This is a genomic window from Aliigemmobacter aestuarii, assembly GCF_004799285.1.
Taxonomy (GTDB): Bacteria; Pseudomonadota; Alphaproteobacteria; order Rhodobacterales; family Rhodobacteraceae; genus Aliigemmobacter; species Aliigemmobacter aestuarii.
Map to the genome: position 1 here is coordinate 1,466,108 of NZ_SSND01000001.1, position 20,788 is coordinate 1,486,895.

Sequence of the window (20,788 nt, forward strand, 5' to 3'; positions counted from 1 at the left end):
TTTCCGACATAGAGACGGCGGCGCACACGCCTGTCAACGGTCTGGGCTTTGCCGCAGCGGCGGATTGTATCGGTTACGCGGGATTCCTTGCCCGCGCGGACGTTTGGCGCTATCCCGCCGCCCATGTCCGAAAAGGAGCGTCCGATGCAGAAGCCCAAGAAAGTCGTCCTTGCCTATTCCGGCGGGCTGGACACCTCGATCATCCTGAAATGGCTGCAGACCGAATACGGGTGCGAGGTGATCACCTTCACCGCCGATCTGGGCCAGGGCGAGGAACTGGAACCCGCGCGCCAGAAGGCCGTCATGCTGGGCATCAAGCCCGAGAACATCCACATCGTCGATGTGCGCGAGGAATTCGTGCGCGACTATGTCTTCCCGATGTTCCGGGCGAACGCGCTGTATGAAGGGCTGTACCTGCTGGGCACCTCGATCGCGCGCCCGCTGATTTCCAAGCATCTGGTCGACATCGCGCATGCCCATGGCGCCGATGCCGTGGCCCATGGCGCGACCGGCAAGGGCAACGATCAGGTGCGGTTCGAACTGTCGGCCTATGCGCTGGACCCGTCGATCCGTGTGATCGCGCCCTGGCGCGAATGGGACCTGACCAGCCGCACCAAACTGCTGGAATTCGCCGAGGCGAACCAGATCCCGATCGCCAAGGACAAGCGGGGCGAGGCGCCCTTCTCGGTCGATGCGAACCTCTTGCACACCTCGTCCGAGGGGCGCGTGCTGGAGAACCCGGCGGATGAATTCCCCGACTATGTGCTGCAGCGCGTGGTGCCGGTGGAACAGGCGCCCGATCAGGCCGAGATGGTGGAAATCACCTTTGAAAAGGGCGATGCGGTGGCCATCAACGGCGAGGCGATGTCGCCCGCCACGATCCTCACGCGGCTGAACGGGATGGGCAGCCGCCACGGGATCGGCGTGCTGGACCTGGTGGAAAACCGCTTTGTCGGGATGAAGTCGCGCGGCGTCTATGAAACCCCCGGCGGCACCATCCTGTTGGAGGCGCATCGCGGCATCGAGCAGATCACGCTGGACGCGGGCGCAGGCCATCTGAAGGATTCGATCATGCCGCGCTATGCGGAACTGATCTACAACGGCTTCTGGTTCAGCCCGGAACGCGAGGCGCTGCAGGCCCTGATCGACAAGACGCAGGAACATGTCACCGGCACGGTGCGCGTGAAGCTTTACAAGGGGCGCGCCGCTACCGTCGCCCGCTGGTCCGATCATTCGCTGTATAGCGAGGCGCATGTGACCTTCGAGGAAGACGCCGGTGCCTATGACCAGAAGGACGCGGCCGGCTTCATCCGCCTGAACGCCCTGCGCCTGAAGCTGATTGCCACGCGCAATGCGCGGGTCGCGGCCAAGAAGTGATCCGGCCGCATCACGGCTGATTCAGCGGCGCGGGGGCATCCTCGCGCCGTTTTCCGTTTGCGGCGGCCGCTTCCGCATCCAGCACGGCGCCGACCAGCGTCACCGGGATCGTCAGTTCGGAAAACGCCCGCGCCACGCGGCGGGCAATATCCTCGGGGGATTGCAGCATCCCGCCGATGGCAAACAGGTCGCCCTGATGGGACAGGGCAACATGCATCACTTCGCGGTTCGAGGTGATCGCGTAGATGTCGACGCCCCGCCCGATCCGTTCCGGCAGCGAAACAAGCACCTGCAGGACGCCGTCGAGCGCGGGACACTCGGGCGGGGTATTTTCCGATCCGAACAGACCAAAACGCTGGCCCCCGATGGCGATTTCTCGCAGCGGGACAAGCCCGGTTGACGACAGGCGGGGCGTGCCGAAAAAACCGGCTGCCTTCACTTCGTCCAGCGGCGCGAGAAAGAAGGCGGGCATCAGTGCCACATTGGGCACCCGGATCACGAAACCCTTGAACAGGGTCTTCGAATTCTTGCCCCCGGTTTCGACCTTGACTTCGGCAAAGGCGATCTCGCGCCCGCCCGCGGTTCCGGTCAGCAGGTCCTGCACCTCGATCAGATGCTGCGGCAGAAGACGTTCTGGCAGGCTTTCGCGAAAGCCGCGGGCGGACTTGTCGTGCCGAAGCCCGATCGCGCCCGCCAGAAGCGGCATGACGCGGGAATCCTGCCTGTTCCGGACCCATTCGACGATGCTGTAGGCAACGACCAGCCACGGGAAGGCGACGAAGATCCAGTAGGATTCGGTGTCGGGCGAGGACAGGACGGCCACCATCGCCACCGCCCCGACAATGCAGCACAGCGCCAGAAAGGCGAACCCCATGGCCCTGATCTTGCGGAGTTCCGGCATCACCTCGGCCACCGCCGCAGCGACGTCGGGCAGTTGGTCTGCTACGGGGTCATCTGGCCTTGCCACGCTTCCGGTCATGGAAACTCCCAGCCGGTCACAGGTTCCGGCTACAGGCGGAAGCTTGCCAGACGTTCGTAATATGGCAAGGCCTGATCGACGAGACGCCGTGCATCGTCGGGCAGGTCCGGCAGCGCGCCTTCGGGGTCTTCGAACCCGGTGGAACGGTGCACCGCGCCATACCAGTGCGACGCCCAGACCCCGTCAAAGGGCTTTGGCCCCTCGGGCCAGCGCAGCATCGCCTCGGTGAAGGGGATGCCGAGCGCAGCGCACAGACCCGACAGCGCGGCATGCGGGTTGTCGCGGATGTCGGCGCTGTCGATGACCGGAGGGGCATGACCCAGCCAGCCGGCCACCTCGTCGAACAGTTCGGCCTGCTGGACAAAGCCGATGTCCGGAAGCGAGGGGTTCTCGCGTTTCCGGGCATAAGAGGCCACCACCCGCGCAGGATGCCGGATCAGGAAGACGTTGGCGCAGACCCGCATGAAGCCGCGGTCGAAGCCGGGAATCATGTGAAGCGTCATGTGCTTCTGGTAGAAAAGCGGCTTGCCCTCGGGGTTCGGCCCGGCGCAGGCGGCGGCGACCCGGACAGGGTCCGCCTCATGCGCGGCGATGATCGCCTCGCGCATCGGATGGTCGATGCCGGTCGCGGCCAGATAGGCGGCATAGAAGGGTTCGTCCCAGACCGCGCAATCGCCGCGTGCGGCGAAGGCATACATCATCGCGGTCGACAGGTTCCGCGGGCCGGACCACATCGCGATCCTCATGGGGCGCTCTCCTTGGGCAGACGGAAGAAGCGGGGGGTTTCACACCCCCCGCACCCCCCGTGGGGTATTTGGATCAGGTTGAAGGGCAGGTCAGGCACCGACGAGGGCCTTGTAAAGGGCGCGGATGCGTTCGGTCATCGGACCCATCTGGCCGGTGCCGATCTGGCGACCGTCGATCATGCCCACCGGGGTCTGCGCACCGAAGGTGCCGGTCAGGAAGGCCTCGTCGGCCGAATAGGTGTCAACCAGCGAGAAGTTCCGTTCGAAGACGGGGATGGCGTTGGCGCGGCAGAGGTCGATCACCTTCTGTCGCGTGATCCCGTTCATGCAATAGTCGCCCGTCGAGGTCCAGACCTGGCCCTTTTTCACGATGAAGAAGTTGCAGGCGTTGGTGGTATTCACGAAGCCGTGGACATCAAGCATCAGCGCCTCGTCCGCGCCCGCCTTTTCGGCGGCGATACAGGCGAGGATGCAGTTCAGCTTGGAATGGCTGTTCAGCTTCGGGTCCTGGCTCATCGGCAGGCCGCGGATATGGGGCACGGTCGCCAGCCGGATCGGACGCGGCAGTTTAGGGCGCGAATGTTCCATGATGATCGCCATCGTCGGGCCGGACCGGGACAGCGAGGGATGCTGGAAGGGGCGGATCTTCACCCCGCGCGTGACCATCAGGCGGGCATGGGCATCAGTCGTCATGCCGTTTGCCGCCTGGGTGTCAAGGACCGCCTGGATGACGCCCGCACGGTCCATCCCGATATCAAGGTCGATAGCGCGCGCGGCCTCGAACAGCCGGTCGATGTGTTCGTCAAGGAAGGTCCAGCGGTTGTTGTAGAGCCGGATACCCTCCCACACGCCGTCGCCCAGCATGAAGCCGGAATCATAGACCGAAACCGTCGCCTGCGCCTTGGGCACCAGGCGGCCGTTCAGCCAGATCAGGATCCGTTCGTTTCGGGCGTCGTCTTCGGCCTGATGGGTGGTAACGTGATCGTCGGTCATGGCGCGGATACTCCTTGTCGGCGGGCAGGCTAGGGCCAGATCGCGGAAAGGCCAAGGGGGCGCTTTTCCTGACGCGGGACGCACGGTATACGAAGGCATGCAGAAAACTCTGACGCAGATCTACGAAGACCGCGTGGCCGACGGCACGCTCAGGGCCGATCCGGCCCAGCATGCCGTGCTGCCGCTTCTGGAAGACCTGCGCGCCTGGCTGCAGGCCAATGCCGGCCGCAAGGTGGGCCTGTTCGCCGGGCTCTTCGCAAGGCCCGTCACCCCGCCGAGGGGGCTTTACCTGTGGGGGGGCGTCGGGCGGGGCAAGTCCATGCTGATGGACCTGTTCATCGAACAGGTGGACATCGCCCAGAAGCGGCGAGTGCATTTCCACGCCTTCATGCAGGAAATCCATCGCGGCCTGCACGAGGCGCGCAAGACCGGGGTGGAGGATGCGCTGGCCCCGGTCGCGGATCGGGTGGCGCGCGATCTGCGGCTTCTGGCCTTCGACGAGATGCAGATCACCGACATCACCGATGCGATGATCGTGGGGCGCCTGTTCGAACGCCTGATCGCGGCGGGCGTGGTGATCGTCACCACCTCGAACCGTCCGCCCGAGGATTTGTACAAGAACGGGCTGAACCGGGGGCTGTTCCTGCCGTTCATTGCGCTCTTGCACGACCGGATGCATGTGGTCGAACTGGAAAGCCCGAACGACTATCGCCAGCACCGGCTGGAAGGCGCGCAGGTCTATTTCCATCCCGCGGGCAAGGCCGGGCCACAGATCAACGCGATCTGGTCGGATCTGACCGGCGGCGCCACGGGCGCACCCCTGCGCCTGCCGGTGAACGGACGCGAGGTGGAACTGCCACGATTCGCCAATGGCGTTGGCCGCGCGACGTTCTGGGATCTGTGCGCCCGTCCGCTTGGCCCGGCCGATTTCCTGGCCATCGCGGCGGCGGTCCGGGTCTTGATCGTGGAGGATATTCCGCAGCTGTCGGCCTCGAACTACAACGAGGCGAAACGCTTCGTCACGCTGATCGACGCGCTTTACGAGGCGCGGGTGCGCCTGATCGCCAGCGCCGCGGATGTGCCCGAGCGGCTGTATATCGAGGGCGAGGGCACCTTCGAATTCGAACGAACCGCAAGCCGCCTGCGCGAGATGCAGTCGGCCGACTGGGCAGCGCAGGCGATGGACAGGGCAGGCGACGGCGGCGCATAATGGCGCCCATGCCGTCGCTGTGCCGCGCCTGTCTGACCCCGTTCGAAGGCGGTGCCCGTTGCCCCGCCTGCCGCAGTCCGCGCATCGTCGTCCATCCAGAACTGTTCGACCTGTCGATCGCGCATATGGATTGCGATGCCTTCTACGCCAGCGTGGAAAAACGCGATGATCCTTCGCTGCGCGACAAGCCCGTGATCGTCGGCGGCGGCATGAGGGGCGTGGTTTCCACCTGCTGCTACATCGCCCGGATCAAGGGGGTGCGGTCGGCCATGCCGATGTTCCAGGCGCTGAAACTGTGCCCCGAGGCGGTCGTGGTGAAGCCCAGGATGCAGGTCTATGCCGAGGTCAGCCGCGCGATCCGGTCGATGATGGAGGACCTGACCCCCGCCATCGAACCCTTGTCGCTGGACGAGGCATTCCTGGACCTGACCGGCACCGCCCGCCTGCACGGGGCGCCGCCCGCCGTCATGCTGGCGCGCCTCGTCCGGCGGATGGAGGACGAGTTGGGGATTTCGGGATCGGTCGGACTGTCGCACAACAAGTTCCTGGCCAAGATCGCCTCCGACCTGGACAAGCCGCGCGGGTTTTCCGTGATCGGCCGTGCCGAGACCGCCGGCTTTCTGGCCGCGCGTCCGGTACGGATCATCTGGGGTGTGGGAACGGCCACCCAAGCCGCGCTGGAACGCGCGGGCATCCGCACGATCGCCGACCTCTTGCGGTGGGACCGCGCCGACCTTGTCGCGCGCTTTGGCCAGATGGGCGACAGGCTCTGGCAGCTTGCGCGCGGGCAGGACAGCCGCCGGGTGATCCGTGACGAGGCGCCGAAGTCGATTTCCAAGGAAACCACCTTCGACGAGGACACGACCGACCCGGACTTGCTGGACGGACATCTGTGGCGCCTCGCCGAACAGGTGGCCGACCGCGCCAAGGCCAAGGGTTTCGCCGGCCGCACCGTCACGCTGAAACTGAAGCGGGCGGATTTCACCACGGTGACGCGCCGTCATGCCCTTCATGCGCCCACGCAGACCGCCGACCGGATCTATCGCGAAGGGCGGGCGCTGTTCGACGCCAGCGGCGAACGCGGCCCCTTTCGCCTGATCGGGGTGGGCATCGCCGATCTCTGTGCGGGCGCCAACGCCGACCGCGAAGGCGACCTGCTGGACCCCGACGCCGGCAAGCGCGCCGCGACGGAACGCGCCACCGATGCCATCCGCGCAAGGTTCGGCAGGGACGCGATCATCAAGGGCCGCGCCTTGCGCTGATCCCTCAGCCGATCGTCCCGCGCACCCCGCCCGTCTGGGCGCGGTCCAGCAGCAAGTGATCGAGCAGGACACAGGCCATCATCGCCTCGCCCACGGGCACGGCGCGGATGCCCACGCAGGGGTCATGCCGCCCGGTGGTGACCACGTCGACCTCGGCCCCGGCGGTGTCGATCGACCGGCGTGCCGTCAGGATGGAGGATGTGGGCTTTACCGCGAACCGGACCACCACGGGCTGCCCGGTGGAAATGCCGCCCAGGATGCCGCCTGCGTGGTTCGACAGGAATTCCGGCCCGTCGGGCCCCATCACGATCTCGTCGGCATTCTCGATCCCGGTCAGGGCCGCCACCGCCATGCCGTCACCGATTTCGACCGCCTTGACCGCGTTGATCGACATCATCGCCGAAGCCAGATCGCTGTCGAGCTTGCCGTAGATCGGCGCGCCAAGGCCTGCGGGAACGCCGGTGGCCACCACTTCGATCACCGCGCCGACAGAGGCATGGGCGACCGTTCGGATGTGATGCAGGTAGTCGGCCCATTCATCCACGACGGCGGCGTCGGGCACGAAGAAATCGTTGCGCGCCACTTCGGCCGCATCAAAGCGCGACCGGTCGATGTGTTTCACGCCCATCTGCGTCATGTAGCCAAGGATCGACAGGCCCGGCACCATCCGGGCCAGCACCGCGCGGGCCACGCCACCGGCGGCCACCCGCGCCGCGGTTTCCCGCGCGCTTGACCGGCCGCCGCCGCGGTAATCCCGGATCCCGTATTTCTGGTGATAGGTGATGTCGGCATGGCCGGGCCGGAACGACTGGGCGATCTTGCCGTAATCCTTGGACCGCTGATCGGTGTTCTCGATCATCAGCTGGATCGGCGTGCCGGTCGTCATGCCCTCGAACACGCCCGACAGGATGCGCACCTGATCGGGTTCCTGCCGCTGGGTCGTGTTCTTGTTCAACCCCGGACGCCGCTTGTCCAGCCAGGGCTGGATATCTGCCTCGGTCAGGGGCACTCCGGGCGGGCAGCCGTCGACCGTGCAACCCAGGGCAGGCCCGTGGCTTTCGCCCCAGGTTGTCACGCGGAATACATGTCCGAAGGTGTTGAAGCTCATGGCACGGCCCGTCTTTAGATACCCGCCCCCGCAATAGGCCAAAGCCCGCGCGCGATAAACCCCGTTCATGCGGGCCGGCTTCTTTCCGTTCCCGATGCCGCGGTGACGTGACCGCACGATCGCCGCTTGAACATCGCGCATCCTGCGCTATGTTCCATCTCACCTCGGGGTGCCCGTCACGGGCTGAGACGCGCAAGCGAACCCGTTGAACCTGAACCGGTTAGGACCGGCGGAGGGAAGGTGTGGAATGTCTCCATCCCAGTCTCCGCCCGTCGCAGATTTGGAGGATGACCATGAGATCCCTGATCCTTGCTGCGGGTATCGTTTCATTGGGCCAGTCGGCCCTTGCGGAAACGCCCGTTCTTTCTGTGCTGACCTATGACAGCTTCGTGTCCGAATGGGGCCCCGGCCCGGCCATCGAAAAGGCGTTCGAGGCCGATTGCGCCTGCGACCTGCAATTCGTCGGCGCGGGCGATGGCGCAGCGCTTCTGTCCCGCGTGCGGCTGGAAGGCGCCGCGACCGAGGCCGATGTGGTCCTCGGGCTGGATACCAACCTGACGGCGGCCGCAGCCGCCACCGGGCTTTTCGCGCCCCACGGGCAGACGCCCGACCTGTCGCTTCCGGTCGCCTGGGATGACGCGACCTTCCTGCCCTATGACTGGGGCTGGTTCGCCTTCGTCCACAACCGCGACTTCGCCGCCCCCGCCTCGTTCGAGGCGCTGGCCGTCTCGGATGCACGGATCGTGATCCAGGATCCCCGCTCATCGACCCCGGGCCTGGGGCTGCTGATGTGGGTGAAGGCCGCTCATGGCGACCGTGCGGGCGAAGTCTGGGCCGCGCTGGCCGATAACATCGTCACCGTCACGCCCGGCTGGTCCGAAGCCTATGGCCTGTTCCTTGAGGGCGAGGCCGACATGGTGTTGTCCTACACCACCTCGCCCGCCTATCACCTGATCGCCGAGGAAGACGACAGCAAGACGGCCGCGCTGTTCGACGAGGGGCATTACATGCAGGTCGAGGTGATGGGGAAGCTTGCCGGAACCGATCAACCCGATCTGGCCGACCGTTTCCTGGCCTTCATGCTTTCGGACGCCGCGCAAGAGATCCTGCCGACGACGAACTGGATGTATCCCGCCCGGGAACCGGCCTCGGGCCTGCCCAAGGGGTTTGAAACCCTGATCCAGCCCGGAACCTCGCTGCTTTTGCCCGCAGCCGAGGCCGAGGCCCTTCGCGGCGCGGCGATCGAAGAATGGCGCGCGGCGCTGGCGCGCTGATCCCGCTGGCCGTTGCGGCGGTGGTGGGGCTGGTAATCCTGGCCAGCCTTGCCGCCGTCCTGGGGCATGGCGGGGCGGCTTCGGTGTCGGCGGCCGACTGGGCCGCGGTCCGCTTCACCGTCGGACAGGCCGCGGTTTCCGCCGCGCTCTCTTGCGTCCTGGCCATTCCGGTGGCCCGTGCGCTGACCCGGCGCCGCTTTGCAGGGCGGCAGGCGATCATCGCGCTTCTGGGCGCGCCGTTCCTTCTGCCGGTGATCACTGCGGTCTTCGGTGTCGTCGCCATCTATGGCCGAAGCGGGGTGCTGAATCGCGCGTTCGAGGCCGTGGGGCTTCCCGCCTTTTCGCTTTATGGCCCGCAGGGGGTGGTGCTGGCGCAGGTCTTCCTGAACATGCCGCTTGCCGTCAGAATGATGCTGAACGGATGGGCGGCGATCCCGGCAGAACGGTTGCGGCTTGCAGGGGCGCTCGGGTTCGGGCCGGGGGCCGTCTGGCGGCATCTGGAAAAGCCGATGCTGGCCACCGTGCTGCCCGGCGCGGCGCTGGCGATCTTCGTGATCTGCCTAACCTCCTTTGCCGTGGCGCTGACCCTTGGCGGCGGGCCGGATGCGACGACGGTTGAACTGTCGATCTATCAGGCGATCCGCTATGAATTCGACCTGCCAAAGGCGGCCCTTCTGGCCGCGGTGCAGTTCGGCCTTTGCGCCGCGGCGCTGGCACTGACATGGGCCGCGACCGGTGCGCCCGGCTTCGGCGCCGGGCTTGACCGCGCCGCCCTTCCGCCCGCGCCACGCGGCTGGCGACGTCCGGGCGATGCACTGGCCGTGGGCCTGGCGCTGGTGTTCGTCGCCTCGCCGCTGGTGGCGGTTCTTGGCCGTGGGCTGTGGCATCTGACCGACCTGCCGCCGCAGATCTGGCAGGCGGCGGGTCGGTCGATCCTGATCGCGCTGCCGTCCGGGGTACTGGCCACGGCGGGGGCGCTGGCCCTGGCGCTGGCGCCGAATCGCTGGGCCGAGGGGGTGGCGATGCTGCCCCTTGCCGCGTCGTCGCTGGTGATCGGCACCGGGCTGTTCCTCTTGCTTGTGCCACCATTCAGGCCCGGCGCCTTGGCGCTGCCGGTCACGCTGGCGGTCAATGCCGCGCTGACGCTGCCCTTCGCCTATCGTGCTCTCAGGCCCGAGGCGCTGGCGCTGCGCGCCGATTACGGGCGGCTGACCGAGGCGCTCGGGATCGCGGGATGGGCGCGATTGCGGCGGATCATCCTGCCCCGCCTGCGCCGCCCGCTGGGCTTTGCCATGGGGGTAACGGTGGCGCTTTCGATGGGCGATCTTGGGGTGATCGCGCTTTTCGCCGATGAACGGTCGGCCACGCTGCCCCTGATGGTGCAGCGCCTGATGGGGGCCTACCGGATGGATCAGGCGGCGGCCGCGGCGCTGGTGCTGGCGGGGTTGGGATTTTCGGCCTTTCTGGCCTTCGATCTGTGGGGGCGGCGCAATGCTGACGCTTGACGGGCTTGAGATCACGCTGGGCGACTGGACCCTCCGCGCCGACTGGAGCTTGCCCACGGGTGTGCGCTGCGCGTTGATCGGGCCGTCTGGGGCGGGAAAAAGCACGCTGATGCTGGCGGTGGCGGGGTTCGTCGAACCCACGCGGGGGCGGGTGATCTGGCAGGGGCAGGATCTGGCCGGGCTTTCCCCCGGCGATCGGCCGGTGTCGATCCTGTTTCAGGACCAGAACCTGTTTCCACACCTGACCGTGGCCGAAAACCTTGGCCTCGGGATCGCGCCCAACCGCCGCCCGACCCGCGCCGAACAGGACCGCATCGCCGAGGTTCTGGACCGGGTGGGCCTTGCGGGGATGGGCGCGCGCAAGCCCGCGCAGTTGTCGGGCGGGCAGGCCGGGCGCGCGGCGCTGGCAAGGGCGCTGCTCCGGCAAAGGCCGCTTCTGTTGCTGGATGAACCCTTTGCCGCACTGGGGCCTGCCCTGCGCGCCGAGATGCTGGATCTGGTGGCCGAGGTTGCCGATGAAACGGGCGCCACCGTCCTGATGGTCACGCATGACCCTGCCGATGCCCGCCGCCTGTGCGACCTGACGGTTTTCGTCGATGAGGGCCGGGCCGGCCCCCCTGCGGATACCGCCGCGCTGTTTGCCGATCCGCCACTGGCGGTGCGGGCCTATCTGGGCCTGTGATCCGCCCAGCAGGGGACAGCAATGCAAAAGCCCCCGCCGGGATCCGGCGGGGGCTTTCGTTCTTTCATCGCCGAAGGGCTCAGGCGTGCTTTTTCTTGCCCTTGACGCCGGCCCAAAGCCGCTTGTTCGTCAGGTAAAGCAGCGTCGACAGCACGACCAGGAAGATCACCGCCACAAAGCCCGTGTTCTTGCGGTCCATCATCTTGGGTTCGGCCGCCCACATCAGGAAGGCCGCCACGTCTTCGGCCATGTGATGGGTCGAGTTGTCGTGGCCGTCGGCATATTCAACCTGCCCATCCGACAGCGGCGGGGCCATCGAGATCCAGCCACCGGCGAAGGTGTCGTTGCCGTAGAAGAACGAACCGGCTTCTTCCTTTTCCTCGCCGTTGTAATGGGTGAGGAGCGAGTAGATGTACTCTGCCCCGCCCATGCCGTTGAACAGCTGGCTCATACCGGTGCCGTAGGGGCCGTGGAAGCCCGCGCGGGCCTTGGCCATCAGGCTCAGGTCGGGGCCCATGCCTTCGCCGGCGCGGATCGGGAACTTGTCGGTCCACTCGCGCGGGCGGGTTTCGCCGCCCGGCAGTTCCACCTCGTCCAGCGAGGCGGCATAGGCGCGCACCTGATCGGCGGGCAGCTCGGGGCCGCCCGGATCGGCAAGCGTGCGGATCGGCACGTACCGCAGGCCGTGGCAGGCCGAGCAGACCTCGGTATAGACCTGAAGCCCCCGCTGAAGCTGGTTCTTGTCATACTTGCCGAACGGGCCTTCAAAGCTGAAGTCCACATCTTCAACATGACCGGCACTGCCCGCGGCATGTGCCGCGCCCGTGGCCAGCACGAGTGCAGAGACGGCGCTGATTGCGATCTTGCGAAACATCTTGATCAGTTCCTTTCCCAATCACTCAGCCGGCTGGCCGTAGTGGGCATTGAAGTCTTCTTCGATCGTGGCCGGAACCGGCTGCGGCTTCTCGATCACGCCGAGGATGGGCAGGATCACGAGGAAGTAGGCGAACCAGTAGGCCGCGCCGATCAGCGAGATCGAGGCATAGGGCTCTTCCGCCGGCATGGCGCCCGCCCACATCAGCACGACGAAGTCGACGACCAGAAGCCAGAACCACCACTTGAACATCGGGCGATAGCGGCCCGAGCGCACCGACGAAGTGTCGAGCCAGGGGGCCAGCGCCATCACCGCGATCGCGCCGAACATCGCCAGAACGCCGAAGAACTTGGCGTCGATGATGCCGAAGGACAGGAACTGCACCCACTGCACGACCCAGACGTCGGCGGTGAAGGCGCGCAGGATCGCGTAGAACGGCAGGAAGTACCATTCGGGCACGATATGCGCGGGCGTCACCAGCGGGTTGGCCTCGATGTAGTTGTCAGGGTGGCCAAGGTAGTTCGGCATGAAGCCCACGACGGCGAAGAACACCGCCAGGATCACGGCCAGCGCGAACAGGTCCTTGATGACATAGTAGGGCCAGAACGGAACGGTGTCCTTTTCGGCCTCGGCCTTCGAGGTGCGGCGCACTTCGACACCGGTCGGGTTGTTGTTGCCCGTGGTGTGGAAGGCCCAGATGTGCACGGCGACAAGGGCCGCGATCACGAAGGGCAGCAGGTAGTGCAGCGAGAAGAAACGGTTCAGCGTGGCATTGTCCACCGCCGGGCCGCCCAGGAGCCAGGCCTGGATCGGCTCGCCCACTCCGGGGATCGCGCCGAAGAGGCCGGTGATCACGGTCGCACCCCAGAACGACATCTGACCCCACGGCAGCACGTAGCCCATGAAGGCCGTGCCCATCATGCAGAGGTAGATGATCATGCCGATGATCCAGGTCACTTCGCGCGGGGCCTTGTAGGACCCGTAGTAGAGACCGCGGAAGATGTGCAGGTAGACGGCGACAAAGAACAGCGAGGCGCCGTTGGCGTGCAGGTAACGGAAGGCCCAGCCACCGTTCACGTCGCGCATGATGTGTTCGACCGAGGCGAAGGCCAGGTCGACATGCGGCGTGTAGTGCATCACCAGGATGATGCCGGTGACGATCTGCAGCGCAAGGCAGAAGGTCAGGACAATGCCCCAGATCCACATCCAGTTGAGGTTCTTGGGGGTGGGGATCATGATGGTGTCATACATGAGCCCGACAATGGGAAGTCGCTTGTGAAGCCACTTTTCGATGCCCGTCCTGGGCTCGTAATGGTCGTGCGGAATACCGGCCATCGGGTTTCTCCTCAGCCCAGAAGGATCGTGGTTTCGTCAGTGAACTGCGCCTGCGGAATGTCGAGATTCCGGGGGGCAGGTCCCTTGCGGATGCGGCCGGCGGTGTCGTAGTGCGACCCGTGGCAGGGGCAGAACCAGCCCCCGAACTCGCCCGCGCCATTGCCGATCGGCACACAGCCGAGGTGGGTGCAGACGCCGATCATCACCAGCCATTCGCCGGCCTCGTCGAGGGTGCGGTTCGCGTCCGACGCGTCCGAGCCCGGCTTGTTCACGTTCTGCGACATCTTGTCGATAGTCAGATCGTCCAGCGAAACCGCGCGCGCGGCCTCGATTTCCTCGGGCGAGCGGCGACGGATGAACACCGGCTTGCCGCGCCACTTGACGGTCAGCTGGGTGCCGACCTCGACGCCGCTGATATCGACATAGATCGACGCCAGAGCGCGCACGTCAGCGGATGCGTTCATCTGGTTGATCATCGGCCAGACGGCGGCGCCGGTGGCCACAGCCCCGGCACCGGCCGTGGCGTAATACAGGAAATCCCTGCGGGTGCCTGCGTGATCTTCTGCGTGGGACACGAGATCTTCTCCCTTCCAGAGGCCGCGGGTTTGCGACCCATGCGATGATGGGGCCACAGTTGCCCGCAGCCTTGCCGCGCGCGTTTTAGCCAAAGGGGGCGTCCCCGTCCAGCGGTCAAAGGAGCGCAGGCAAAGCGAAAGTCAGGGTTTTTTCGTCGCGCGGGGATGTTCGATGCATCGACGATGGCGGCAAGGGCCGATGCGGGCCGCGGCGATCGCCTTCCGCAGGGGCCCCCGTCCGGCTTCAGGGATGGATCAGCGACAGGGCCAGCTTGCCTGCGAACACCATGAAAAAGGCCCCTGCCGCCCCGGTGAAAACCCAGCCGTGGCGCATGTAAAGCCGCGCCGCCGGGGGCGTCGAAAAGGCCAGCGCATAGGCGGAGTGAATCAGGAACGACAGCGCGCAGGCCCCCGCCGTCAGGATGGCGATGTCGCCCGGCGCGGCGCTTGCCGTGGGAAACAGCGACAGGATCGCCAGCCACGAGGTCAGGGCCTTCGGATTCATGGCGTTGATCAGCATCGACCGGCGGAACCCCGCGCCGAAACCCAGCCCCTGCTGGCGATAAAGCGCCATTTGCCACTGGCCCCGGATGCCGGACCAGGCCGCGCGCAGATAGCGCGTGGCGAACCACAGAAGCAGGCCGATCGCCAGGACTGTCAGCGCCAGCTGCGAGGCCGGAAACAGGGCAAAGACCGAAGCCATGCCCAACGACATGGAAAGGCACCAGCCTCCGATACCGATTCCCACCCCGCAGGCCGAACCCAGACCAGCCGCCCGCCCGGAACCCATCGCGGTGGCGATGGTGTTGATGACGTTCGGCCCCGGCGACATGATGTTGATCGCCAGAAAGATCCAGACGGTCAGGAAGGCGCCGAACGGCAGCGTCAATTTCCGCCTGCCTGCGCCTTCAGGTCGCAGCCGGAACGGTTGCCAGCATCGACCGCCGGTCGGCAAAGGCGGCGTACCAGGCCGCCAGTTGCGGACGGGTGCCGCGCCAGTCGCGGTCATGCAGGCGGAAATCCAGATAGCCAAGCGCGCATCCCACCGCGATCTGCCCCATGTCGACAGGACCCGAAAGCGTGGCGATCCAGCGCGATTCGAGGGCATCCAGCGCGCGTTCGACCTTGGCCCATTGCCCTTCGGCCCAGGGATCAAAGCGTTTGTCCTCGGGGCGGATCCGGCTTTCGTAGACCATCAGGATCGCCGCATCCATGATGCCGTCGGCCGTCGCCTCCAGCGTCAGGGCATCCCACAGGCGCGGGCCCGACGGGTAAAGCCCCGCGCCAAAGCGATCATCCAGATACCGGCAGATAACCCGGCTGTCATAGATCGCAGGGCCGTCGTCGCGTTCCAGCGCGGGGATCTTGCCCAGCGGGTTCTGCGCAAGCGGCATGGTGCCCGGATCGACCGGGCTTCCCGCCGCATGCACGATGTCGATCCGGCCTTCGTTGCCGGATTCGATCAGCAGCACCATGACCTTGCGGACAAAGGGCGAGGTTGGCGAATGATAGAGGCGCATCAGCCCTTCCTGATCTTCAGGCGGCCCATGAAGGCCGCGTCGATTTCATAGCTGCGGCCCGCGATCCGGATCGTGCGGGTCACGCGGGCGGCGGTGTTGGTCTGACTGGCCCCGCCGCCGGCACGATCGCCCGGATGGTGGACGGCAAGACCGGGCGCCAGATCATCGAGCGCGTCTTCGGCGCGCTGATCGGTGCGTCCGACATGGGTGTTGCGGCGGATGGCGCGCCGGACCGCCCAGACGGACCCGGCCACAAGGCCAAGCCGAAGCGCCACGGGCACCAGCGGGGCAAGGGGAAGCGGCATCGGTCATCCTCCCATGAACGACGCGCCGATCCTAGGGCCGGGCGTGCAGGCTGTAAATGGGCGGGCTTTCGCCCCGCGCCGTCGTCGGGCAAGGTGGCGACGGACCCAAGGGAGGACGACACCATGACCGACGCCGTGACCGCGCTTGACCTGCCGCCCGCCGATCCGCTGGACGATGACATCCGCGCGTATTTCGACAAATGCACCGAAAAGCTCGGGCTGATTCCCAACGTTCTTCTGGCCCATGCCTTCGACCAGGCAAAGCTGCGGGCCTTCTCGGCGCTTTACAACGACCTGATGCTGGCACCCTCGGGCCTGCCCAAGACCGAACGCGAGATGATTGCCGTGGCGGTCTCTGCCCAGAACGAATGTGTCTACTGCCTGACAGCCCATGGTGCGGCGCTGCGGCAGCTGACCGGCCAGCCGGCGCTGGCGGAAACCGTCGCGCAGAACTGGCGGGTGGCGGAACTCGCGCCGCGACAGCGCGCGATGCTGGCCTTCGCGGTGAAGCTGACGAACCACCCGGCGGACATGGGCGAAGCAGACCGACAGGCGCTGCGCGATCAGGGATTCACCGATCGGGACATCTGGGACATTTCTGCCGTGGCGGCCTTCTACAACATGTCGAACCGGCTGGCGGCGGCGGTAGAGATGCGGCCCAATCCGGAATACCACGCAATGGCGCGGTAACGCCGCCCGGAAAACGAAAAGGCCGCGCCGGGATGCCCGGACGCGGCCATTTCATGCCCTGATCGGGCGATCAGCCCTGACGGGCCTTGTAGCGCTTCTGCGTCTTGTTGATGACGTAGACACGGCCCTTGCGGCGCACGATCTGGCAATCGCGATGGCGCGTCTTGAGCGAGCGGAGCGAGTTCGCAACCTTCATCGTTCTTCTCCCTTTCGCGGCGCGCGTGCGCCTTGAAACCAAAAATGCCCCCGAGGGGGCGGTGAATGGTGGGCGGTACTGGGATCGAACCAGTGGCCACTACGATGTCAACGTAGTGCTCTACCGCTGAGCTAACCGCCCACGCTGCCGTTCGTTCCCGCCCCATCCAAAAAAATCGGACGCGGGCGGAACCGCGTCGGTCGGCAGGTCTATAGAAGGAGTCGCCGCCGTGTTCAAGGGGTAATGATTTGGGGGATTTGGCATCACGCCGAACAGCGCTATACCATGATCACAGGGGGCGTTCATGTCGGTCGAAAGCTACAGCCTGATCCATCCCGCCCGGCAGGATACGCCGGTTGTCTTCGCGTCTCCGCACAGCGGACGGGATTATCCGGCCGAACTGCTGGAGGCGACGGCGCTGGACGGGCGGGCGATTCGGTCGTCCGAAGATGCGTTCGTCGACCGGCTCTTTTCCGCCGCGCCGGATCTGGGGTCGCCCCTGCTGGTGGCGCGGGCCCCTCGTGCCTTCATCGACCTCAACCGCGCCAGCGATGAACTTGATCCTGCCCTGATCGAAGGCGTGATGCGACCGGCGCACAATCCGCGCATCAGTTCGGGCCTGGGCGTGATCCCGCGTGTCGTGTCGAACGGTCGGGCGATCTATCGCGGCAAGCTGACGATGGCCGAGGCCGAGGCGCGCATCTTGCGCTATTGGCACCCCTATCATGGCGCGCTGCGCGGGCTGATGCACGAGACGCGCGCGATCTTCGGGCAGGCGATCTTGGTGGATTGCCATTCGATGCCGCACGAGGCAATCGAGGCCCACGCCCGCCCCGGCGTGCCGCATCCCGAAATCGTGCTGGGCGACCGGTTCGGCGCCGCCGCCGGGCGCGATGTGGTGGACCGGATCGAGGCCGCCTTCCGCAAGGCGGGTCTGCGGGTGGTGCGCAATGCGCCCTTTGCCGGCGCCTATATCGCCCAGACCTACGGGCGGCCGTCGCTGGGGTGTCATGTGGTGCAGGTGGAAATCGACCGGTCGCTTTACATGGACGAAAGCCGGATCCAGCCCACGGCGGGGTTCGATGCGTTCCGCGACCTGGTCACCGGCGTGATCACCGAAATCACCGGGCATTGGCGCAAGACGGCGATGGCCGCCGAATAGGCGCTACTTAGATGCGGCCGCGGGCGGCGCGTCGCGCGACAGTTGCACCGCCAGGATCCCTGCCATCACGACGGCCACGCCCAGCAAGTCGGTCCCGCGCACGGTTTCGCCCAGAAGGGCGGCGGCGATCGCCACGCCGAAGAACGGGTTGAGGAAATGGAACGCCGAGGCGCGGACCGCACCGATCCGCCCGACCAGCGCGAACCAGATCAGCGTCGCGGCGAGGCCCGGCACGAAGACCTGGTAGAGGAAGGCCGCGACCCAGCGGGCCGACAGCGCGACCTGCCACGTCTCAAGCAGGGCCGAGGCCACGGCCAGCGACGCCGACCCGACCAGCATCTGCAAGCCCACGATCATCAGAAGGTTGCCCCCGCTTGTGGCACCGCGCACCATCAGCGTGGCGGTGGCCAGTGCGATGGCGCCTGCCACGCAAAGCGCCACGGCCAGCGGATCGGCCCCGCCCGAAAGACGCGTGCCCATGATCAGCGCCACCCCGGCAAACCCCGCGACCAGCCCGGCCACCCCCAGCCAGCGCAGGCGCTGCCCGAAGAAAAGCCACCCCATCGCCCCCACCAGCAACGGCATGGACGAAGCGATGATCGCGGCCAGCGATGCCTCGATCCATTGCATAGCGATGAAGTTGAGCCCGAGATAGAGCGCGTTCTGGCAAAGGCCGAACACGATGGTGGCGCGGCGCTGCGCCGGCGTCAGCCGCCAGCCTTGCCCAAGCGCCAGCGCCACGGCAATGGCGACACCGCCGGACAGCAGGAACCGGATGGCCAGCGTGAACAGGGGCGGCGCATCGGCCACGATGATGCGCGCGGTCGCAAAGGCCGATGACCACATCAGGGCAAAGGCAAGCCCCATCAGAATGGCTCGGAAATCCATGGCCGGTCCCTTTTCGCGCACTGCCCGCCAAACAGAAGGGCCGCCCGAGGGCGACCCTGGAAAACCCGCAAGGTCGGGGCCACAGGCCCCGGCGTTCCGGATCAGGCGTTGACGCTGTCCTTCAGGGACTTCGCGATGGCGAACTTCACCTGCTTGTCGGCCGCCTTGGTGATGGTTTCGCCGGTGGCCGGGTTGCGGACCTGGCGTTCCGGGCGGGCCTTGCAGGCCACCTTGCCCAGACCCGGAAGGGTCACGGCGCCGCCGGCGGTCACTTCGCGCACGACGACTTCGGCAATCGCATCCAGAGCGGCGCCGGCGGTTTTCTTGTCCGAGCCCATGGCTTCGGCAATGGCGGCAACCAGCTGGGTCTTGGTCATCGGTTTCGACATGTCCTGTTCCTTGTATCTGCCCTGTCGTTGCAGGGATCAAAACCTGCCCCATCACGGGGCCACGGTCTGGGTTCACACTGTTTTGCGGATCATTTCAAGCGAAAAAGGCCAAACCGCCCGCCAATTCCCACGCGTCACAGGAACGCTGTTTCCTCGAAGCTGCGCAACTTGCGGCTGTGGATGCGTTCGATCGGCATCTTGCGCAGCCGTTCCATCGCCCTGATCCCGATCTGAAGGTGCCGCGCGACCTGCGTCTTGTAGAAGTCGCTGGCCATGCCGGGCAGCTTGAGCTCGCCATGCAGGGGCTTGTCGGAGACGCACAGCAGCGTGCCATAGGGCACCCGGAACCGGAACCCGTTCGCCGCGATGGTGGCGCTTTCCATGTCCAGCGCGATGGCGCGGGATTGCGACAGGCGCTGCACCGGGCCGGACTGGTCGCGCAGTTCCCAGTTGCGGTTGTCGATGGTGGCCACCGTGCCCGTGCGCATGATCCGCTTCAACTCGTAGCCTTCCAGTTGCGTGACCTCGGCCACCGCCTCCTGAAGGGCGATCTGGATCTCGGCCAGGGCCGGGATCGGCACCCAGACCGGCAGGTCGTCATCCAGCACGTGATCCTCGCGCAGATAGGCGTGGGCCAGCACGAAATCACCCAGCGACTGCGAATTGCGCAGCCCGGCGCAATGGCCGACCATCAGCCAGGCATGCGGCCTGAGGACGGCGATGTGATCGGTCGCGGTCTTGGCGTTGGAGGGGCCGACGCCGATGTTGACCAGCGTGATCCCCTGCCCGTCGGCCCGCTTCAGGTGATAGGTCGGCATCTGCGGCATCTTCGTCAGCGGGTGCAACGCCCCTTCCGCGCCAGTGATGACCTGATTGCCCGGCGCGACAAAGGCGGTATAGCCACTGTCGGGATCGGACAGGGCGGCGCGGGCATAGGCCTCGAACTCGTCGACATAGAACTGGTAGTTGGTGAACAGGACGTGGTTCTGGAAATGGTCCGGATCGGTCGCGGTGTAATGGGTAAGCCGCGCCAGTGAATAATCCACCCGCTGCGCCGTGAAGGGGGCAAGCGGGCGCGACCCGTCAGGGTTTTCGGTGCGCGTGCCGTTCACGATGTCATCGTTCGTCGTGGCAAGGTCCGGCACGTCGAAGACATCGCGCAGGGAAAACTCCAGCACCCCTTCCTGTGGAACCGAAACGCCGGGGTTGCCGGCGACGGCGAAATGAACCGGGATCGGGGTTTCCGATGGCCCGATCAACACCGGCACGCCGTGGCTTTGCATCAGAAGCCCGATCTGCTGGATCAGGTAGTGCCGGAACAGGTCGGGCCGGGTCACCGTCGTGGCATAGGTGCCGGGCTCGGCCACATGGCCGAAGGAAAGCCGGGAATCCGTCTTGGCAAAGCTGGTCACGGTCAGCCGGATTTCGGGATAGAAGGCACGGATCCGCGCCGAGGGGCGCCCGCCGGTCACGGCGCGGCTGAAATGATCGGCCAGAAACCGCGTCGCGCCGTCATAAAGCTGCTCCAGCCGGGCCACCGCGGCGGCGGGGTCGTCAAAGGCCTCATGGCCGGGCATGTCGGGAACGATCAGTTCGGTCGGGGCGTCGTGCATCGGGCGTCCGCTGGCAAGTGTGATCCGGCATATAAGCCGAAATCGGAACGCCTTCGCAAGTGAGGGTTTCGTGACGCCGTCGCCGCCCTTGCGCTGTGGTCAGGC

General features: G+C 66.3%; 22 protein-coding genes, 1 tRNA gene and 1 riboswitch. Of the genes, 8 read left to right on the top strand and 15 right to left on the bottom strand.

Translation table 11 applies throughout. The features are described 5' to 3' along the window. The first annotated feature begins 144 nt into the window (after positions 1-144). On the top strand, positions 145-1,377 hold the full coding sequence (locus E7811_RS07140; protein ID WP_136393839.1) for an argininosuccinate synthase: 1,233 nt from the start codon (positions 145-147) through the stop codon (positions 1,375-1,377). 10 nt (positions 1,378-1,387) lie between these two features. Here E7811_RS07140 and E7811_RS07145 read toward each other — a convergent pair whose 3' ends face one another. The 3 genes from E7811_RS07145 to E7811_RS07155 form a co-directional block, all read right to left on the bottom strand. Then, entirely contained in the window at positions 1,388-2,356 is a 969-nt protein-coding gene (locus tag E7811_RS07145; RefSeq protein ID WP_136393840.1) for a hypothetical protein, read from the bottom strand. Positions 2,357-2,385: 29 nt separating this feature from the next. Further along, entirely contained in the window at positions 2,386-3,102 is a 717-nt protein-coding gene (locus tag E7811_RS07150; protein ID WP_136393841.1) for a sulfotransferase-like domain-containing protein, read from the bottom strand. A 90-nt stretch (positions 3,103-3,192) separates the two neighbouring features. Then, positions 3,193-4,095 carry a D-amino acid aminotransferase gene (locus tag E7811_RS07155; RefSeq protein ID WP_136393842.1) on the bottom strand — a complete coding sequence of 301 codons (903 nt, stop codon included), beginning with the start codon at positions 4,093-4,095 and terminating at the stop codon, positions 3,193-3,195. Positions 4,096-4,192: 97 nt separating this feature from the next. Between E7811_RS07155 and zapE the strand changes: the two genes are divergently transcribed. Both zapE and E7811_RS07165 read left to right on the top strand, forming a co-directional pair. After that, complete coding sequence (gene zapE / locus E7811_RS07160) at positions 4,193-5,305, top strand: cell division protein ZapE (protein ID WP_136393843.1); 1,113 nt, start codon at positions 4,193-4,195, stop codon at positions 5,303-5,305. 8 nt (positions 5,306-5,313) lie between these two features. Continuing rightward, the gene (locus E7811_RS07165; protein ID WP_136394268.1) at positions 5,314-6,567 is read left to right on the top strand and encodes a DNA polymerase IV; all 1,254 of its coding nucleotides are present in this window, start codon (positions 5,314-5,316) and stop codon (positions 6,565-6,567) included. A 4-nt stretch (positions 6,568-6,571) separates the two neighbouring features. Here the strand turns inward: E7811_RS07165 and aroC are convergent, their stop codons facing one another. Beyond that, on the bottom strand, positions 6,572-7,675 hold the full coding sequence (aroC, locus tag E7811_RS07170) for a chorismate synthase (protein ID WP_136394269.1): 1,104 nt from the start codon (positions 7,673-7,675) through the stop codon (positions 6,572-6,574). Positions 7,676-7,830: 155 nt separating this feature from the next. Further along, a riboswitch (TPP riboswitch) is annotated at positions 7,831-7,930 on the top strand. 38 nt (positions 7,931-7,968) lie between these two features. Between aroC and thiB the strand changes: the two genes are divergently transcribed. Genes thiB through E7811_RS07185 form a run of 3 tightly spaced genes read left to right on the top strand, consistent with a single transcriptional unit; the run spans position 7,969 to position 11,136 of the window. Then, positions 7,969-8,949 carry a thiamine ABC transporter substrate binding subunit gene (gene thiB / locus E7811_RS07175; RefSeq protein ID WP_136394270.1) on the top strand — a complete coding sequence of 327 codons (981 nt, stop codon included), beginning with the start codon at positions 7,969-7,971 and terminating at the stop codon, positions 8,947-8,949. After that, complete coding sequence (locus E7811_RS07180; protein ID WP_136393844.1) at positions 8,925-10,454, top strand: ABC transporter permease family protein; 1,530 nt, start codon at positions 8,925-8,927, stop codon at positions 10,452-10,454. The genes thiB and E7811_RS07180 overlap by 25 nt, the downstream gene beginning before the upstream one ends. Further along, positions 10,441-11,136 (top strand): thiamine ABC transporter ATP-binding protein, encoded by a 696-nt coding sequence (locus tag E7811_RS07185; RefSeq protein ID WP_136393845.1) that lies wholly within the window; start codon positions 10,441-10,443, stop codon positions 11,134-11,136. The genes E7811_RS07180 and E7811_RS07185 overlap by 14 nt, the downstream gene beginning before the upstream one ends. 79 nt (positions 11,137-11,215) lie before the next feature. Here the strand turns inward: E7811_RS07185 and E7811_RS07190 are convergent, their stop codons facing one another. From E7811_RS07190 to E7811_RS07215, 6 genes are all read right to left on the bottom strand, one after another. Next, positions 11,216-12,010, bottom strand: a complete 795-nt coding sequence (locus tag E7811_RS07190; RefSeq protein ID WP_136393846.1) for a cytochrome c1 — start codon at positions 12,008-12,010, stop codon at positions 11,216-11,218. Between the two features lie 21 nt (positions 12,011-12,031). After that, positions 12,032-13,345 (bottom strand): cytochrome b, encoded by a 1,314-nt coding sequence (gene petB, locus E7811_RS07195; protein ID WP_136393847.1) that lies wholly within the window; start codon positions 13,343-13,345, stop codon positions 12,032-12,034. A gap of 11 nt (positions 13,346-13,356) precedes the next feature. Then, on the bottom strand, positions 13,357-13,920 hold the full coding sequence (gene petA, locus E7811_RS07200) for a ubiquinol-cytochrome c reductase iron-sulfur subunit (RefSeq protein ID WP_136393848.1): 564 nt from the start codon (positions 13,918-13,920) through the stop codon (positions 13,357-13,359). Positions 13,921-14,164: 244 nt separating this feature from the next. Then, a complete protein-coding gene (locus E7811_RS07205) occupies positions 14,165-14,809 on the bottom strand; it encodes a LysE family translocator (protein ID WP_168732944.1) in 645 nt (214 codons plus the stop codon). A 19-nt stretch (positions 14,810-14,828) separates the two neighbouring features. After that, positions 14,829-15,440 carry a glutathione S-transferase gene (locus E7811_RS07210; RefSeq protein ID WP_136393850.1) on the bottom strand — a complete coding sequence of 204 codons (612 nt, stop codon included), beginning with the start codon at positions 15,438-15,440 and terminating at the stop codon, positions 14,829-14,831. Continuing rightward, positions 15,440-15,745 (bottom strand): hypothetical protein, encoded by a 306-nt coding sequence (locus E7811_RS07215; RefSeq protein ID WP_136393851.1) that lies wholly within the window; start codon positions 15,743-15,745, stop codon positions 15,440-15,442. Before E7811_RS07215 ends, E7811_RS07210 begins: the two co-directional genes overlap by 1 nt. A gap of 123 nt (positions 15,746-15,868) precedes the next feature. On the opposite strand from E7811_RS07215, the gene E7811_RS07220 reads away from it, so the two are divergent. Beyond that, positions 15,869-16,435 carry a peroxidase-related enzyme gene (locus E7811_RS07220; protein WP_136393852.1) on the top strand — a complete coding sequence of 189 codons (567 nt, stop codon included), beginning with the start codon at positions 15,869-15,871 and terminating at the stop codon, positions 16,433-16,435. 70 nt (positions 16,436-16,505) lie between these two features. Here the strand turns inward: E7811_RS07220 and ykgO are convergent, their stop codons facing one another. Both ykgO and E7811_RS07230 read right to left on the bottom strand, forming a co-directional pair. Then, on the bottom strand, positions 16,506-16,631 hold the full coding sequence (gene ykgO / locus E7811_RS07225) for a type B 50S ribosomal protein L36 (protein ID WP_100196728.1): 126 nt from the start codon (positions 16,629-16,631) through the stop codon (positions 16,506-16,508). Positions 16,632-16,697: 66 nt separating this feature from the next. Beyond that, a tRNA-Val gene (locus E7811_RS07230) sits at positions 16,698-16,772 on the bottom strand. A gap of 163 nt (positions 16,773-16,935) precedes the next feature. Between E7811_RS07230 and E7811_RS07235 the strand changes: the two genes are divergently transcribed. Beyond that, on the top strand, positions 16,936-17,793 hold the full coding sequence (locus E7811_RS07235; protein ID WP_136393853.1) for an N-formylglutamate amidohydrolase: 858 nt from the start codon (positions 16,936-16,938) through the stop codon (positions 17,791-17,793). 3 nt (positions 17,794-17,796) lie between these two features. Here E7811_RS07235 and E7811_RS07240 read toward each other — a convergent pair whose 3' ends face one another. The 3 genes from E7811_RS07240 to E7811_RS07250 form a co-directional block, all read right to left on the bottom strand. Next, positions 17,797-18,681, bottom strand: coding sequence for a DMT family transporter (locus E7811_RS07240; RefSeq protein WP_136393854.1), 885 nt, complete (start codon positions 18,679-18,681; stop codon positions 17,797-17,799). Positions 18,682-18,782: 101 nt separating this feature from the next. Next, positions 18,783-19,103, bottom strand: coding sequence for an HU family DNA-binding protein (locus tag E7811_RS07245; protein ID WP_281277035.1), 321 nt, complete (start codon positions 19,101-19,103; stop codon positions 18,783-18,785). Positions 19,104-19,204: 101 nt separating this feature from the next. Beyond that, positions 19,205-20,683, bottom strand: a complete 1,479-nt coding sequence (locus E7811_RS07250) for an AMP nucleosidase (RefSeq protein ID WP_136393856.1) — start codon at positions 20,681-20,683, stop codon at positions 19,205-19,207. Positions 20,684-20,788: the final 105 nt, after the last annotated feature.